Here is a 15,180-nt window from a genome sequence, read left to right as displayed (position 1 = left end):
CGATGGTGGTGACACGCCGGACGCAACCGGACGAAAGCAAAAATGTCGGTGCTCGGTGAGACCGTCACTCACATGACGACGAGAATCGACTGTGACACCTGCCTCGTGCGCGGTTTGGCGTGCCACGACTGCGTGGTCACCGTGCTTCTGGGGCCACCGCCGGAGCTGACCATCGAGGACGACGAGCGCCGGGCGCTCGACGTGCTGGCCGAAGGAGGCATGGTCCCGCCGCTGCGCATGGTGGAAGGGATGTAGCCGAACTTTTGGGCGTGGGTGGTTGGCAGGTGGGGGATGCCGTCGGCTAGTGTGCGCAGGAACTTGGCGCTCGTGGAAGTGGGTCAACCGGCCCACGCGAGTGTCGCGCTTAGTCCAGGCCCGCTTCGGGGCGGGCCAGGAGCCGGGGAACCACACCGGTCGTACGCCGCGAACACGGAGTGCGATCACCTGGGGTGCATCCGCCGCAAGGGCGATCTGGGAGACCAGATCGAGGAGCGGTGGTAAGGCAGGTCGTGCCTGAACCCGTCAGCTCACCCGGTAGGCGTCAACGACTACACACAAGGAGACCGTCCGCTCGTGACACGCGACCGGAAGCGACTCATTGCCGGAGCAGCCGGCATCGCCGCCATCGGAGTCGCCGGGATCATTCCCGCAGCGACCCCCGCCCAGGCAGACCCTGACATCGACGACGTTCGCAAGAAGGTCGACAAGCTCTACACCCAGGCCGAGGCGGCCAACGAGGACTACAGCAACGCCAAGCTGCGGCTGCAGGACCTCAAGGACCAGCTCGAGGACCTCAACTCCGACGAGAAGCGTCAGAGCAAGGAGCTCGACAAGATCCGCGCCGAGCTCCGTGACTCCGTGCTGCGGCAGTTCGAGGGCTCCGACGTCTCTGCCGTCGGCCAGGTGATCACCTCCGAGGACCCGCAGGAGTTCCTCGCCGGTCTCTCCACCGTCTCGTCCTACAACGCGCTGCAGGCCGACCTCCTCGCTCGGTACAACACCGAGGCGGAGGCCCTTCAGGTTCGTCGCGAGGCCACCGAGGACGCCAAGTCCCAGATGGCCAAGATCAAGACGACCATGCAGCAGAAGAAGAGCGAGATCGACAAGAAGTACGAGGCGGCCCAGGCCGAGCTCGACGAGCTGGAGGCCGATGAGCTGGAGGAGTTCCAGTCCACCGACACCAGCATCCCCTCCAACCTGCCGCCGCCCTCGGGTCGCGCCAAGGTGGCCGTCGACTACGCCCTCGCCCAGGTCGGCGACGCCTACGTCTACGGCGCCACCGGCACCGAGTCGTGGGACTGCTCCGGCCTCACCATGGGTGCCTGGGGCCAGGCCGGCGTCTCGCTCCCGCACTCCTCCTCGGCGCAGTACAGCAGCGGACCCCAGGTCTCGCGCGACCAGCTCGCCCCCGGTGACCTGGTCTTCTACTACAGCCCGATCAGCCACGTCGGCATCTACATCGGCAACGGCATGATCGTGCACGCGTCCAACCCGAGCACCGGTGTGAAGGTCTCCCCGATGGACGAGATGCCCTACACGGGCGCTGTCCGCCCGGGTTGAGTTTGACCCAGCACCCCGAAGAGGCCGATCGTTCGCAGGTGCGAACGGTCGGCTCTCTTCTTTCTCGCCCGGCCCTGATCGGGGCCGCGCTGGTGCTGGTGATGCTGCTCGCCGGGTTCGTCGGCTGGCGGCTCACCGGCGGGGGCGAGTACGTCGCCCCGACCCCGAGCAGCGCGCCGGACGTGCGCGCCGACACCGAGGGTGCCCGGGCCTCGCTGGATGCCCTGGTCGACGGCGTACGCGACGGGGCGGAGCCCGAGGGAGAGGACGCCGCCTCGGTGGCGGTACGCAACGCCCGTGCCATCGGCCTCGGGGACGTCACCGCGAGGTACGTCGCCGAGTCGGGCAACGTGGAGCCCGACGGCTCCTGGACGGCCGACGTCGAGATGTCGTGGCGCAGCCCCGGTGACCCGGTATTGACCGAGGAGCTGAAGGTCGGCTTCGACGCCGAGGGCGCGATCACCGGTTTCTCGGCGGCCCAGGGCACCCGCGTGCCGCTGTGGCTCAGCGGCCCGGTCGAGGTGCGCCGCACCGGCTCCACCCTCGTCATCGCCCAGGCCTCGGCCGACGTAGCCGACCGCTACGCCGAGCTGGCCAGCACCGCTGTCGCCGGGGTCCGCAAGGTGATCCCCTGGAAGAACCCGCGCCTGGTCCTCGAGGTGCCCGCGAACGGCCTCGACTCCGCGCTCGGCGCGCAGCCCGGGACCTACGCCGCCGTCGCGGCGGTGACCGCGACCGTCGACGGCTCCACGAAGGCCGGGACGCCGCTGCACGTGTGGGTCAACCAGGGCGTCATCGGTGACCTCGACGCCCCCGGCGCCCAGATCGTCATCACCCATGAGGCCACCCATGCGGCCACCGACGCCGCGACCAACACCCGTCGGCCGATGTGGCTGGTCGAGGGCTTCGCCGACTACGTCGCGCTCCGCGACACCAAGCTGCCGCTGTCCAAGACCGCCGGCCAGATCCTCGCCCAGGTCCGCGAGAACGGCGCCCCCGACCACCTCCCGGGCAAGGCCGAGTTCAACACCCGCTCGGAGCACTTCGGCGCCGAGTACGAAGCCGCCTGGCTCGCCTGCGAGGTCCTCGCCGAGGCCGGCGGCGAGCAGGCCCTGGTCGACCTCTACGAGGAGACCGGTCGCGGCATCGGCCTGGAGAAGGCGCTGCAGGCCGGCTTCGGCTTCGGAGAAGAGGAGCTGACCGCCCGCTGGCGGACCCATCTGTCACACTCGGCTCGATGAGTCGGGCGGAAGTGAGTGCAACGCGACGTACGTCGTGGGTGGTTCTCGTCCTCGGGGCGGTGGCGTTCGTGGTGCTCGCCTGGGCGCTGATTCCGTGGCATCCCTACCCGGGCGGCGCGCTCGACCTGCCCGACGAGCGTGACGTGTTCACGCCCGAGGAACTCGAGCGGATGCTGGCCTACTCCGGCACCGCCCGCTGGATCAGCCGGGCGTCGCTCCTCGTCTCTCTGGTCGTCGCCTGCGTGCTCGGGTTCACCTCGCTCGGCCGGCGCCTGGTGGCGCGGCTGCCCGGACCATGGCTGCTCCGGGTGGTGCTCGCCGTCGCCGTGGTCACGCTCCTCGGCTGGATCGCGACGCTGCCGTTCGGGGTGGCCATCCACCGGCTGCAGATGCGCCACGGACTCTCCCGGCAGGCGTGGGGACCCTGGCTGGGCGACTCGCTGCTGAACCAGGTCGTCGGCATCGTGACCACCTCCGTGGCGCTGCTCGCCCTCTTCGCCTGCATCCGCCTCGGCCGGCGTTGGTGGCCGGCGGTCGCCGCCGCCCTGGTCGCTGCCCTGGTGGTGGTCGGCTCGTTCATCTATCCGGTCGTCATCGAGCCGCTGTTCAACGACTTCGAGTCGCTGCCGCGCGGCCAGTTCCGGACCGAGGTGATGGCGATCGCCGAACGTGAGGGCGTCGAGCTCGACGACGTCCTGGTGGTCGACGCCTCTCGGCGTACGACCTCCCTCAATGCGTACGTCACCGGCTTCGGCTCCACCCGCCGCGTCGTCCTCTACGACAACCTCGTCGACTCGCAGCGGGGCGCCGCCGCGCGCGGGGCGGTCCTCTCCGTCGTCGCCCACGAGCTCGCCCACGCCAAGCACGACGACGTCCTGGTCGGCACGGTCATCGGCGCCGCCGGTGCGGTCGCCGGCGTCGGTCTGCTCGGCCTGCTGCTGTCCTACCGGCGCCAGGACGAGTACGCCACTCCCGAAGCGGTCCCGATGCTGATGGCCGTCTTCGCGCTCGCGAGCGTGCTGGCGATGCCGATCCAGAACGGCCTCAGCCGACACGTCGAGGCCCGCGCCGACGTCGAGGCGCTCCATGCCACCGGCGACCTGGAGTCGTTCACCCGGCTGCAGCACGACCTCGGTGCCCGCTCGCTCTCCGACCCGTCACCGCAGGCCTGGTCGCAGTGGTGGTTCGGCTCCCACCCGACGACGCTGCAGCGGATCGCTATTGCTCATCGGGTTCTCGACTGAAATAGGCCGAGTCGGCGCATCTTGACGCCTCGCTCGCTTCGCTTCGCTCCAAGGCGTCAAGATGCGCCGACTCGGCGGCACGAGCAACTACTTTGCGTACAGCGCCTCGACCTCGTGACTGAACTCGCGCATGACGACGTTGCGCTTGAGCTTGAGGCTGGGGGTGAGCTGGCCACCCTCCTCGGTCCAGGATTCGGGGATGATCACGAACTTGCGGATCGACTCGGCCTTGGAGACCGCCTTGTTGGCGTCGTCGACGGCGCTCTGGATGGCGGCACGCAGGTCCTCGTCCTCGACGAGGTCCTCGATGTCGCCGGACTTGCCGTTGGCCTCGGCCCAGGTTGGCAGCGCCTCGGGGTCGATGGTGACGATCGCGCCGATGAACGGCTGGCCGTCGCCGACGACGATGCACTGGTCGACGAGCACGTGGGCGCGCAGGCGGTCCTCGAGGACGGCCGGGGCGACGTTCTTGCCGCCGGCGGTGACCAGGATCTCCTTCTTGCGGCCGGTGATCTTGACGAAGCCCTCGTCGTCGACCTCGCCGAGGTCGCCGGAGTGGAACCAGCCGTCCTCGGTCTTCGCATCCGAGGTGGCGGCCGGGTTCTGCCAGTACTCCTTCAGCACCTGGCCGCCCTTGAAGAGCAGCTCGCCGTCATCGGCGACACGCACCGAGGTGCCGGGAATCGGCCGGCCGACGGTGCCGATCTTGAACGCCTCGGGCAGGTTGACGGTGAGCGCGCCGGTCGTCTCGGTGAGGCCGTAGCCCTCCAGGACGGTGACGCCGATGCCGCGGTAGAAGTGGCCCAGGCGGTCGCCGAGCGGCGCTCCGCCGGAGATCGCGTAGGAGCAGTTGCCCCCGAGCGCGGCGAGCAGCTTGCCGTAGACGAGCTTGGAGAACAGCTTGTGCTTGGCGGCGAGCAGGAACGGCGCCTTGCCGGTCTCGGTGGCCCGGGAGTATTCGATGGCGACCTCGGTGGCCATGTCGAAGATGCGGCCCTTGCCGTCGGCCACGGCCTTCTGCGAGGCGGTGTTGTAGACCTTCTCGAAGACCCGCGGCACGGCCAGCACGAAGGTCGGCTGGAAGGTGCCGAGGTCGGCGACGAGGTTCTTGATGTCGGGTGTGTGGCCCAGACGGGTGCGGGAGGTGATGCAGCCGATCTGGATGATCCGTGCGAAGACGTGCGCGAGCGGCAGGAACAGCAGCGTGCTGCGGCCCTCGATGTTGAACAGGCCGTCGAGCGAGTCGACGACGACGCCGAGCTCGAACATGAAGTTGCCGTGGGTCAGCACGCAGCCCTTCGGGCGCCCGGTGGTGCCGGAGGTGTAGATCAGCGTCGCGGCGTCGTCGGGGGTGACCGCGCTGCGGCGGGCCTCGAGCTGCTCGTCGGTGATGTCCGCGCCGAGCTTGACCAGCAGGTCGACGGCGTTGTCGTTGATCGACCACACGCTGTTGAGCGCGGCGCAGCCCGCGCGGACCTCGCTGATCCGGCTCATGTGGCCGGCGTCCTCGGCGACGATCGCCACGGCGGCGGAGTCCTGGAGGATCCATGCGATCTGCTCGGCGGAGGAGGTCTCGTAGATCGGCACCGTCGTCGCGCCGGCGAACCAGATCGCGTAGTCGATCAGCGTCCACTCGTAGCGCGTCTTCGAGAGCAGCGCGACCCGGTCCCCAGCGCCTACACCAGCCGCGATCAGTCCCTTGGCGACCGCCGAGACCTCAGCGAGGAACTCGGACGACGTCACGTCGACCCAGGAGCCGTCGGCGCCTGGCCGGCTGAGGACGGCGGCATCGGGTGCCTCGGCGGCGTTACGCACGACGTCGTCGCTCAGACTGCCGGTGGGGGGAACAACGTACGTCGCGGGCGTGGAGAACTCGCGCACTAGGGCCTCCGCATACTGATGGTAGGTGGGTACGAACCGGAGGTTACCCCCGTCACAGCCCGACCATTTCACCGGGATGCTATCCGGTACGCTCCATGGCACCTAGCAAGTCAGGGAGTGAGGACACCACCGATGGCCGATCAGACCACCTCGACGATCGTGATCGAGGCCGCGCCCTCGGCAGTGATGGCGGTGATCGCGGACTTCAAGTCCTATCCGGCCTGGGCCAAGGGCATGCAGGAGGTCAGCGTCCTCGAGACCGGGGTCGACGGGCGGGCCGAGCAGGTCCGGTTCGTGCTGGATGTCGCGCCGATCAAGGACGAATACACCCTGGCGTACGACTGGGACGACGACCGCCAGGTGACTTGGTCGCTGGTCAAGGGCAACCTGCTGCGGTCGATGGACGGCGCCTACGTGCTGCGCGACCTCGGCGGTCGCACCGAGGTCACCTACCGGCTCGCGCTCGACCTGAGCATCCCGCTGATCGGCATGCTCAAGCGCAAGGGCGAGAAGGTCCTGATCGACACCGCGCTGCGAGGCCTCAAGCAGAGAGTCGAGAAGCAGGGCATGCCTTCGTGAGAATCCTCCTCTTCACCGGCAAGGGCGGCGTCGGCAAGTCCACCGTCTCGGCCGGCACCGCGGCGATGTCCGCAGCCCGCGGCCTGCGCACCCTGGTCCTCTCGACCGATGCCGCCCACTCCCTGGGCGACGCGTTCGCCCTCCCTGGGCACAGTGAGGGCGCGTTGGGTTCGGAGCCGGTCCAGGTCACCGAGCACCTCTACGTCCAGCACGTCGACGCCCAGCGCCGCTTCGAGGAGTCGTGGGCGGAGGTGCAGGGCTACCTGCTGAGCGTCCTGGACACGATCGGGGTGGACCGGATCGCCGCCGAGGAGCTGACCATCATCCCGGGGGCCGAGGAGGTCTTCGCGCTCCTGGAGCTGCGCCGGATGGCGGTCTCGGGGGAGTGGGACACGATCGTGGTCGACTGCGCCCCGACCGCCGAGACGCTGCGGCTGCTCGCCCTTCCCGAGGCCCTGGGCTGGTATCTCGAGCGCATCCTCCCGGTGCAGCGCAAGATGGTGAAGGCGCTCAAGCCGGTGCTGACCAAGGCCGCCGGTGTGCCGATGCCCGGCGACTCGGTCTTCGACGCCCTGGTGCGGCTCCACGACGAGCTCGCGGAGGTCCGAGCCCTGCTCTCGGGCCCCGAGGCGTCCGTACGCATCGTGCTGACCCCCGAGCGCGTCGTGCTCGCCGAGGCACGACGGTCCTGGACGACGCTGTCCCTCTACGGCTACCGCGTCGACGGTGTGGTCGCCAACCGGATCTTCCCGGCCGGCGGCTCCGACGACTGGCGCGCCGGCTGGGTCAAGGCCCAGGACGACGTGCTCGGCGACGTCGGCGCCTCCTTCGAGGGGCTGCCCGTGTGGCGCTCGTTCTACCGGCCGACCGAACCGGTCGGGGTCGAGGACCTGCGCGAGGTCGCCGAGGCCGCGTACGCCTGGTCCGGCAGCATCGATCCGCTGGCCGTTCCCGAGACCGCGGCTCCGTTCCGCACCGAGACCACCGGCGAGACCACCATCGTCCATCTGGCGCTGCCCGGGCTGGCCCAGTGGGTCGAGCGCGACCAGGTGCGGCTGGGCCGCAACGGCGACGAGCTGGCGATCACGGTGGGGGCGTACCGACGGCTCCTGACCCTTCCCGCCGCACTCGCCCGGATGCGCGTCAGCGGGGCGCGGGTCGAGGGCGGGGAGCTGCGAGTAACGTTTTCTCGTCAGACGACGAACACCGAGAGTGAGAAATCGTGAGCGAGCAGCGCCACGAGTGGGCGGACGAGCCGTTGGGGTCGACCGCCGAGGAGCTCGGCCGGCTGATGGAGGCCATCGGCGAGTGGGCCAAGGACTCCCGGATCGGCCACTTCACCGAGGCGGTCGGAGAGCATCTCGATACCGGGGCACCGGAGTGTGCCTACTGCCCGCTGTGCCGTACCGTACATGTCCTCCGGGAGTCGAGTCCGGAGGTCAAGGTGCACCTGGCCAGCGCTGCCGCTTCGTTGATGCAGGCCGCGGTCACGGTGCTCAACGCGGCGGCCACGAGTCCGGGTGCTGGCCCTAGTGAAGGCGAGGATGCTCACAGTGATGGCGTGCGGGCTGAGGAAGATGCGACCCGGGACTGGGCGCAGCGCTCCGAGAAGGTCGAGCGGATCGATCTCGACGGCTGGAGCTGAGTCATGACGACGACGAAGAAGCTCGCCTGTGGTGTCGACGTCGGTGGCACCAAGATCCTCGGCGGCGTCGTCGACCATGACGGCAACATCATCGAGGACCACCGCGTCGAGTCGCCGGCGAAGAGCCCAGAGGCCATCGAGGCCGCCATCATCGAGGTGGTCCAGGAGCTCAAGACCCGCCACCCGATCGAGTGCGTCGGCATCGGTGCCGCGGGCTACATCGACAAGGGCCGCTCGACGGTCATGTTCGCGCCCAACATCGCCTGGCGCGACGTACCGCTCAAGGAGCGCCTGGAGAAGGTCCTCGAGCTGCCGGTCGTGATCGAGAACGACGCCAACGCGGCCGCGTGGGGCGAGTTCGAGTACGGCGCGGGCGCCGAGGTCGACAACATGATGCTGGTGACCGTCGGCACCGGCGTCGGCGGCGGCCTGGTCCTCGAGGGCGAGCTCTACCGCGGCGCCTTCGGTGTCGGCGCCGAGATCGGCCACATGCGGGTCGTGCCCAACGGCCACCTGTGCGGCTGCGGCAACCGCGGCTGCTGGGAGCAGTACGCCTCGGGGTCGGCCCTGGTGCGCAACGTCCGCTCCGCCGCGCGCGGTGGGTCCCTGCTGGCCCGCGAGGTCCTGGACCGGGCCGAGGGTGACCTCGACAAGATCAAGGGCCCGCTGATCACCGAGGCGGCCCGCGACGGGGACGCCTTCGCGATCGAGGCGCTGACCGACCTCGGCATCTGGCTCGGCGAGGGGATCGCCTCGATCGCCGCCGTGCTGGACCCGGCCGTGGTGGCCATCGGCGGGGGAGTGGCCGAGGCCGACGACCTGCTGCTCGGGCCTGCTCGGCGCGCCTTCCAGGCTCAGCTGACCGGCCGCGGACATCGGCCGATGCTCGACGTACGCAAGGCCACGCTCGGCAACCAGGCAGGGTTGATCGGCGCTGCGGACCTGGCTCGCAAGTGAGCCAGCACCAGTGAGCCTGCACATCGGTGTCGACATCGGCGGCACCAAGGTGCTCGCGGCAGAGGTCTCTCCGGACGGTGAGGTGCTCCGCACCGCTCAGCGCAGCACGCCCGGACGCCGGGTCGAGCTCGAACTGGTGGAGGACGCGCTGACCGAGGCGGTCACCGAGGTGGCCGCCGGCCGGCCCGTCGCCGGCGTCGGCCTGGCCGCCGCGGGGTTCGTCGACGCGGCCGGGGAGCGGGTCATGTTCGCTCCCCACCTGCCCTGGCGAGGCGAGCCGACTCTGACCCGGCTCTCCTCGCGATGGGGCACCCGGGTGGCGCTCGACAACGACGCCAACTGCGCCGCGTTGGCCGAGCTGGAGCTCGGTGCTGCCCGCGGCGTCGACTCGGCCCTGCTCATCACCCTCGGCACCGGCATCGGCGGCGCCGTGATCCTGGACGGCAAGATCGTCCGGGGCCGCAACGGCATGGCCGGGGAGTTCGGCCACATGCAGGTCGTGCCCGGCGGGCTCCCGTGCGAGTGCGGCCTCACCGGCTGCTGGGAGCAGTACTCCTCCGGCAACGCGCTGGTCGCCTTCGTGCGCGCCCGCGTGGAGACCGAGGAGTACGCCGGCTGCGCGCTCGACGAGCTGGCCGCCGGCGACCCGCTCAAGATCACCGGCCCCGCGGTCACCGCCGCCGCGGCCCGTGGCGACGCGCTCGCGCTGGCTGCGTACGAGTCGGTGGGGTCGTGGCTGGGGGTCGGGATGGCCGGCCTCGTGGCCGCCTTCGACCCCGAGATGTTGGTCGTCGGCGGGGGAGTCTCCACCGCGGGCGACCTGCTGCTGGCGCCGGCGCGCACGGCGCTGGAGGCCTCGCTCGTCGGTCGTCTCCATCGTGAGGTCCCGCCGATCGTGGCGACCGCCTTCGGTGCCGAGGCGGGCGTCGTGGGGGCGAGCATCCTGGCTCGCCGCCTCACCTCGAGCCAGAGCCAGACCTAGACGCGGGCGCCGTCGTCCCAGGGGTCGCGGGGCTCGGACGGCATGGTCGCGAGCAGGTAGACGAAGCCGGCCAGGAAGGCGGCGACCAGGCCACCGATGACCCAGCTGTTGAAGTGCCGGCCGGTGACCTGGGTGACCACGATCAGGACCAGCACGGCGACCGGCGCTCCGAGCACCCCGATCCAGGCGAGCAGGCGCGCCGGGGTCGGCCTCGGGAGCGGCGGCGGAGGAGGTGGGACGTAGCCCTCCTCGTCGTCGCGCCACATGTCGTCATAGGCGTCCGGCTCGTCGACGGTCTCGACGATGTCGATCTTCTTCTCGAAGAGATCGCGGGCGACGGGCTCCTCCTCGAGGGCGGGGCGGTCGCCGTAGTTCTCGACGATCTCGCGCCATGCTTCGTCGTCCGACGGCTGGCTCTCCGAGGGCACGGAGGCGTCGTCTGGGGCCCCGGTCGCGTCCTCGGGCCGGTCGTCTCGGTCACTCACTCCTCAAGCCTAGCCGGATCCCATGACAGGGTGCGGGAGTCGAAGTACCTGTCTCGTTATAGGCTCATCGGTCGAAGGCAATTAGGGAAGGCGATGGGGTGTCGACGAAGCTCTTCTACTCGTTCTTGAAGTGGGTGGCGATCGGGCCTCTCCTGCGAGCGGTTTTCCGTCCGTCCTATGAGGGCACGGAGAACATCCCGCGCAAAGGCCCGGCGATCATGGCCAGCAACCACCTCTCCTACGCCGACTGGCTCTTCATGCCGCTCGGGATGAAGCGGATGGTGCGTTTCGTGGCCAAGGCGGAGTACTTCACCGGAACGGGCCCCAAGGGCTTCCTGCAGAGGGTCTTCTTCTCGGGCACCGGCAACGTGCCGATCGACCGCGGTGGGGCCACCGCCGCCGAGGGGGCGCTCATCGCCGCCAAGCGGGTCCTGGCCGAGGGCGAGCTCTTCGGGATCTACCCCGAGGGCACCCGCTCCCACGACGGCAAGCTCTACCGGGGACGGACCGGCATCGCCAGACTGGCTCTGGACACCGGTGCGCCCGTGATCCCCGTCGCCGTGATCGGCACCGACGTGATCGCGCCTCCGGGCAAGAAGTTCGGCAAGCTCGTGCACCCGCGGGTCATCTACGGCAAGCCCCTGGACTTCTCGCGCTACGAGGGCATGACCAACGATCGCTACATCCTGCGCGCGATCACCGACGAGATCGTCTACGAGATCCTGAAGCTCTCCGGCCAGGAGTACGTCGACATGTACGCCACCGAGGCCAAGAAGCTGGCCGAGGGCAAGAAGCCCGCGAAGAAGCCCGCGAAGAAGTCCACCGGGCCTACCAAGGACGTAGCCTGACGATCCACTCGTCCCACCCGTTCCCGACGCCGGAGGATCCGGTACGCCGGTTGCGCGGTCGTCTGGGTGGGCGGGTGTCGCTGTGGACCTCGGGCTCTGCCGATTCCTGGGCGGGGCTGACGGTCTCCTCACTGATGGTGGCCAACGGGTCGCCCGGCGCCGTCCTCGGTCTGCTCGATCCCGACTCGGATCTCCGCGACGAGCTCGAGGAGACCGGCGTAGGGGTCGTGTCGCTGCTCCACTGGCGCCATCGCGACCTCGCCGAGGCGTTCGGGGGCACCGCTCCCGCTCCCGGCGGCGCGTTCCGCTTCGGGTCGTGGGAGACGACCGAGTTCGGCCGTCGCCTCGCCGATGCGCCGACCTGGGCAGGCGTACGCCTGGTGTCGATGCAGGAAATCGGCTGGTCTGCTCTGGCGACCTGCGAGATCGTGTCGCTCGAGGTCGGTGACGACGCCGACCCGCTGGTCCACAGGCACGGGAGGTATGAGCGATGATCGAGGGCTATCTGCGACGGCTCGGCATCGAAGGGCGGCCGGACGCGACGTACGAGACGCTCGTCGATCTTCATCACCGCCATCTCGACACGCTTCCCTACGACAATCTCTCGATCATGCTCGCCGCCATCGGGGCCGTGGGGGCGCCGGACCCGGTGGACCCCGAGGTGACGCTGGAGCGGGTCGCGGCCGGGGGCAATGCCGGCTACTGCTTCCACAACAACGGGGTCTTCTCGCTGGTGCTGGAGGAGCTCGGTTTCGACGTCGTACGCCGCTTCGGCCAGATGCTCGAGGCGACCGGTCCTTCGGGGGCCTTGGACCACCTGGCGATCGAGGTCCGTGGACTGCCGACCTCATCGAACCCGGCTGGCCGGTGGGCTGCCGACGTGGGCTACGGGGACGGCTTCCGTGACCCGTTGCCGCTGGTCGACGGGCATTTCCGACAGGCCGGCTTCGTCTACCGGCTGGCGCGGGTGGGGGAGTCGGGGTGGACCTTCCACCACGATCCTCACGGTTCGTTCAACGGGAGCTTCGTCCGCGGCGACGTTGCGCAGGACGCGATCGAGACGTCGCACCTACGGCTCTCCACGCCGCCCGAGGGCGACTTCACTCGCAAGCTCGTCGTGCAGCGGCGTGGCGCGACGGGTGCTGACACCGTTCGCTCGATCCGGCACACGCGGACCGGACCCGGGGCGTCGACGCGTGAGCTGCGGAACTTCGACGAGTGGCGCGCAGCCCTGGGTGGTCTCGGGCTGTCGTTCCTGGGTGCTGAGGAGGACGCGCTGCGCGAGCTCCACAAGCGACAGGCCGCCGACTACGACGAGTGGTTGCTGACGCGCTAGTCGCCGACGTGCTGAGATGGCGGACATGAGCGACGAACCTGCCCCCGAGCTGCTCGACATCGCGGCCGAGCTCTACGGGCTGCCGCTGGCCGACTTCACGCCGGAGCGCGACGCGCGGGTCAAGAGCCTGAAGGGCACGCCGCTGGCGGGTCCGGTCAAGGCGCTGAAGAAGCCCTCGACCGCGGCGTGGGTGGTGAACCTGCTGGTGCGCTACGAGACCGAGCAGGTGGAGCAGGTGATCTCGGTCGGCGCTCTGCTGCGCGAGGCGCAGACGGGCATGGACGCCGCTCAGCTGCGGGAGCTCACCAAGCAGCGCCGCCAGCTGACCGCGGCGGTGACGACCCGTGCCCGCGGGCTGGCACGCGAGCACGGTCTCCGGGTGACCGAGGCGGTCGCGACCCAGGTCGAGGCCACCTTGACCGCGGCCATGATCGACGAGTCCGCCGCTCAGGCCGTACGCAGCGGCCTGCTCGTCTCCGCATTGGCCGCCACCGGGGTCGACGCCGTGAACGCGGCGTCCGCCGTCGCTCTTCCGGACGCCCTGGGCTTCGAGGTCCCCGAGGTCGTCCCGCCTCCTCGGGAGCCGCTGCGGGCCGTCCCGGACCTGCCCGACACCGCCGCCCTCGACGAGGCCCGGGAGGCGCTCACGGAGGCCGAGTCTGCGCTCTCCGGTGCGGAGGAGCAACGCGACAAGGCGATGTTGGCCTTCAAGGATGTCGAGGCGAGGTCGCTCCAGGTGAAGTCGGAGATCGAGGACCTACGCCGCCGGCTGGCCGACCTGGAGTCCGCCGCCGCCGACGTCGACGACGAGCTCACCGAGGCGGAGGACGCCCGCGACTCCGCCGAGCACGCGGTCGCGGAGGCCGCCGCTGCTCGCGACTCCGCAGCCGCTGAGGTGGAGCGCCTCGGCGGCTAGGTGGCTCCGGCCCACGGACGCTGTCAATGTCGAGTTTTTCAGTCGACTATTCTGGCCGGATGACCGAGACCGTCACCGACTCCGCCGTCTCTGCCCGCTACCGCGACCCCGCTCTCGCTCACCTGGCGACGACCAGCGCGGTGATCGAGCATCAGCTCGGGCACCGGTCGGTGCGCTCGTTCCTGAGCGACCCGGTCACCGACGACCAGCTCACCGCCATCGTCGCGGCCGCCTCGTCGGCGCCGACCTCCTCCAACCTGCAGACCTGGAGCGTCGTCGCAGTACGCGACCCGGCCCGCAAGGCACGGCTCGCCGAGCTGGCCGGGGACCAGGCGTTCATCGAGGCGGCACCGCTCTTCCTGCTCTGGGTCGCCGACCTCAGCCGCGCCCGTGGGCTCGCGGCGGCCGCCGGGACCCAGGTCGAGGCGACCGACTACCTGGAGTCGACGCTCCTCGGGGTCATCGGCGCCACCCTCGCCGCTCAGAACGCCATCGTCGCCGCCTCGTCGCTCGGCCTGGGCACGGTCTGCGTCGGTGGCGCCCGCAACAGTCCCGAGGAGATCGCGGCCGAGATCGGCCTGCCTCCGGGGGCGTTCGTCGTCTTCGGCCTAGCGGTCGGCGTGCCCGACCCCACCGAGGAGGCCGGCGTCAAGCCTCGGCTCCCGCAGTCTGTCGTACTCCATCACGAGACCTACTCGTCCCCGGGTGCCGACGACCTCGCTGCGTACGACGATCGGCTCGGCGGCTACAACGCCACCTACGGTCTGGACGGCGGCTGGTCCGAGCGCGTCCTGACGCGTCTCGTCGGACCCGCCAGCATGTCCGGTCGCCATCGGCTTCGGGCTCAGCTCGAGCTCCTCGGGCTCGCCGGCCGCTGAAGGGATGCTTCTCCCACGGCTGTGCCGGAGCGGATGTTCTCCGCTCGCTGAGCGTCAGACGGCGAACGTGTCCCCGGGCTCGGCCGTGATGCTCTTCCGCATCCGGACCAGCGGGACGGGTGCGCCGCCACGGTCGTCGGTGATCCGCTCGACCGGTTCGAAGCCGTACGTCGTGTAGAGCGGCTCTCCGGACAGGGTGCCCATCAGCTCGAGCGTGGTGAAGCCCTCCGCTGATGCGGCGCGCTCGCAGAGGTCCAGGATCAGCCTGCCGACGCCGCGTCGGGCGAAGGCCGGGTTGGTGTACATCGCCCGGACCCTGGCCGGGTCCGTCTTCGGGTCGAGGAGCTTCGGCTCGCGGCCCGGGGTGTGGTCGCCGCCGTAGAGCGTCGCCCTCCTGCTCCAGCCGCCGCAGCCGGCGATCTGGTGGTCCTCCTCGACCACGAAGTAGGTGCCGTCCTCGATCAGCTGGGTGTCGATGCCCATCACCGTTCGGCTCGAGGTGATCTGGGCCGCGGTCAGGAACCCCTTCTGGAGCTCTCCGATCGACACGTTCATGATCTCCGTCAGGGCCGGGATGTCTTCGTGGGTCGCGATGCGGTGGGTGAAGGGCACGTGTCAAAGCGTGTCA

The 15,180-nt window shown here is 70.0% G+C and carries 17 protein-coding genes and 1 riboswitch; of the genes, 14 read left to right on the top strand and 3 right to left on the bottom strand.

Annotation, left to right across the window (positions count from 1 at the left end; genetic code table 11):
- Positions 1 to 72 precede the first annotated feature (72 nt).
- The 4 genes from ACW14X_RS04730 (at position 73) to ACW14X_RS04715 (ending at position 4,045) form a co-directional block, all read left to right on the top strand.
- Positions 73 to 255, top strand: a complete 183-nt coding sequence (locus ACW14X_RS04730) for a hypothetical protein (protein WP_457164887.1) — start codon at positions 73 to 75, stop codon at positions 253 to 255.
- Between the two features lie 96 nt (positions 256 to 351).
- Positions 352 to 556: riboswitch (cyclic di-AMP (ydaO/yuaA leader) on the top strand.
- Between the two features lie 17 nt (positions 557 to 573).
- The gene (locus tag ACW14X_RS04725) at positions 574 to 1,560 is read left to right on the top strand and encodes a C40 family peptidase (protein ID WP_160024376.1); all 987 of its coding nucleotides are present in this window, start codon (positions 574 to 576) and stop codon (positions 1,558 to 1,560) included.
- Between the two features lie 38 nt (positions 1,561 to 1,598).
- Positions 1,599 to 2,801: a hypothetical protein gene (locus ACW14X_RS04720; RefSeq protein ID WP_457164886.1), complete on the top strand. Its 1,203-nt coding sequence runs from the start codon at positions 1,599 to 1,601 to the stop codon at positions 2,799 to 2,801.
- Positions 2,798 to 4,045 carry a M48 family metallopeptidase gene (locus ACW14X_RS04715; RefSeq protein WP_457164885.1) on the top strand — a complete coding sequence of 416 codons (1,248 nt, stop codon included), beginning with the start codon at positions 2,798 to 2,800 and terminating at the stop codon, positions 4,043 to 4,045. Before ACW14X_RS04720 ends, ACW14X_RS04715 begins: the two co-directional genes overlap by 4 nt.
- 87 nt (positions 4,046 to 4,132) lie before the next feature.
- On the opposite strand, the gene ACW14X_RS04710 is transcribed toward ACW14X_RS04715, so the two are convergent.
- A complete protein-coding gene (locus tag ACW14X_RS04710; protein WP_457164884.1) occupies positions 4,133 to 5,926 on the bottom strand; it encodes an AMP-dependent synthetase/ligase in 1,794 nt (597 codons plus the stop codon).
- A 132-nt stretch (positions 5,927 to 6,058) separates the two neighbouring features.
- Between ACW14X_RS04710 and ACW14X_RS04705 the strand changes: the two genes are divergently transcribed.
- From ACW14X_RS04705 to ACW14X_RS04685, 5 genes are read left to right on the top strand one after another with little or no spacing between them, the layout of a single operon-like run.
- Positions 6,059 to 6,505: an SRPBCC family protein gene (locus tag ACW14X_RS04705; protein ID WP_160024372.1), complete on the top strand. Its 447-nt coding sequence runs from the start codon at positions 6,059 to 6,061 to the stop codon at positions 6,503 to 6,505.
- Entirely contained in the window at positions 6,502 to 7,731 is a 1,230-nt protein-coding gene (locus ACW14X_RS04700; protein ID WP_457164883.1) for an ArsA family ATPase, read from the top strand. Before ACW14X_RS04705 ends, ACW14X_RS04700 begins: the two co-directional genes overlap by 4 nt.
- The gene (locus ACW14X_RS04695) at positions 7,728 to 8,150 is read left to right on the top strand and encodes a DUF5304 family protein (RefSeq protein ID WP_160024370.1); all 423 of its coding nucleotides are present in this window, start codon (positions 7,728 to 7,730) and stop codon (positions 8,148 to 8,150) included. Before ACW14X_RS04700 ends, ACW14X_RS04695 begins: the two co-directional genes overlap by 4 nt.
- A 3-nt stretch (positions 8,151 to 8,153) precedes the next feature.
- Entirely contained in the window at positions 8,154 to 9,107 is a 954-nt protein-coding gene (locus ACW14X_RS04690; protein WP_160024369.1) for an ROK family glucokinase, read from the top strand.
- 10 nt (positions 9,108 to 9,117) lie between these two features.
- Complete coding sequence (locus ACW14X_RS04685; protein ID WP_457164882.1) at positions 9,118 to 10,089, top strand: ROK family protein; 972 nt, start codon at positions 9,118 to 9,120, stop codon at positions 10,087 to 10,089.
- On the opposite strand, the gene ACW14X_RS04680 is transcribed toward ACW14X_RS04685, so the two are convergent.
- Positions 10,086 to 10,574 carry a hypothetical protein gene (locus tag ACW14X_RS04680; protein ID WP_457164881.1) on the bottom strand — a complete coding sequence of 163 codons (489 nt, stop codon included), beginning with the start codon at positions 10,572 to 10,574 and terminating at the stop codon, positions 10,086 to 10,088. The two genes, ACW14X_RS04685 and ACW14X_RS04680, sit on opposite strands and share 4 nt — an antisense overlap.
- A 98-nt stretch (positions 10,575 to 10,672) precedes the next feature.
- Between ACW14X_RS04680 and ACW14X_RS04675 the strand changes: the two genes are divergently transcribed.
- Genes ACW14X_RS04675 through ACW14X_RS04655 form a run of 5 tightly spaced genes read left to right on the top strand, consistent with a single transcriptional unit; the run spans position 10,673 to position 14,552 of the window.
- Entirely contained in the window at positions 10,673 to 11,422 is a 750-nt protein-coding gene (locus ACW14X_RS04675; protein WP_457164880.1) for a lysophospholipid acyltransferase family protein, read from the top strand.
- A gap of 50 nt (positions 11,423 to 11,472) precedes the next feature.
- The gene (locus ACW14X_RS04670; RefSeq protein ID WP_457164879.1) at positions 11,473 to 11,916 is read left to right on the top strand and encodes a flavin reductase family protein; all 444 of its coding nucleotides are present in this window, start codon (positions 11,473 to 11,475) and stop codon (positions 11,914 to 11,916) included.
- Positions 11,913 to 12,758 (top strand): arylamine N-acetyltransferase family protein, encoded by an 846-nt coding sequence (locus ACW14X_RS04665; RefSeq protein ID WP_457164878.1) that lies wholly within the window; start codon positions 11,913 to 11,915, stop codon positions 12,756 to 12,758. Before ACW14X_RS04670 ends, ACW14X_RS04665 begins: the two co-directional genes overlap by 4 nt.
- Before the next feature lie 25 nt (positions 12,759 to 12,783).
- Positions 12,784 to 13,674: a hypothetical protein gene (locus tag ACW14X_RS04660; RefSeq protein ID WP_457164877.1), complete on the top strand. Its 891-nt coding sequence runs from the start codon at positions 12,784 to 12,786 to the stop codon at positions 13,672 to 13,674.
- Between the two features lie 59 nt (positions 13,675 to 13,733).
- A complete protein-coding gene (locus ACW14X_RS04655) occupies positions 13,734 to 14,552 on the top strand; it encodes an NADPH-dependent oxidoreductase (RefSeq protein ID WP_457164876.1) in 819 nt (272 codons plus the stop codon).
- A gap of 54 nt (positions 14,553 to 14,606) precedes the next feature.
- Here the strand turns inward: ACW14X_RS04655 and ACW14X_RS04650 are convergent, their stop codons facing one another.
- Entirely contained in the window at positions 14,607 to 15,164 is a 558-nt protein-coding gene (locus tag ACW14X_RS04650) for a GNAT family N-acetyltransferase (RefSeq protein WP_457164875.1), read from the bottom strand.
- Between the last annotated feature and the right edge of the window lie 16 nt (positions 15,165 to 15,180).

It is taken from the genome of Nocardioides sp. YJ-D4, assembly GCF_054031495.1.
The sequence above is the reverse complement of the archived record's forward strand: the minus strand, read 5'-3'. Positions and strand labels throughout refer to the sequence as shown.

Coding starts and splice junctions, on each gene's coding strand:
- ACW14X_RS04730 (WP_457164887.1), top strand. CDS start 73: ATGACGACGAGAATCGACTGTGACACCTGCCTCGTGCGCGGTTTGGCG.
- ACW14X_RS04715 (WP_457164885.1), top strand. CDS start 2,798: ATGAGTCGGGCGGAAGTGAGTGCAACGCGACGTACGTCGTGGGTGGTT.
- ACW14X_RS04705 (WP_160024372.1), top strand. CDS start 6,059: ATGGCCGATCAGACCACCTCGACGATCGTGATCGAGGCCGCGCCCTCG.
- ACW14X_RS04690 (WP_160024369.1), top strand. CDS start 8,154: ATGACGACGACGAAGAAGCTCGCCTGTGGTGTCGACGTCGGTGGCACC.
- ACW14X_RS04665 (WP_457164878.1), top strand. CDS start 11,913: ATGATCGAGGGCTATCTGCGACGGCTCGGCATCGAAGGGCGGCCGGAC.
- ACW14X_RS04660 (WP_457164877.1), top strand. CDS start 12,784: ATGAGCGACGAACCTGCCCCCGAGCTGCTCGACATCGCGGCCGAGCTC.
- ACW14X_RS04655 (WP_457164876.1), top strand. CDS start 13,734: ATGACCGAGACCGTCACCGACTCCGCCGTCTCTGCCCGCTACCGCGAC.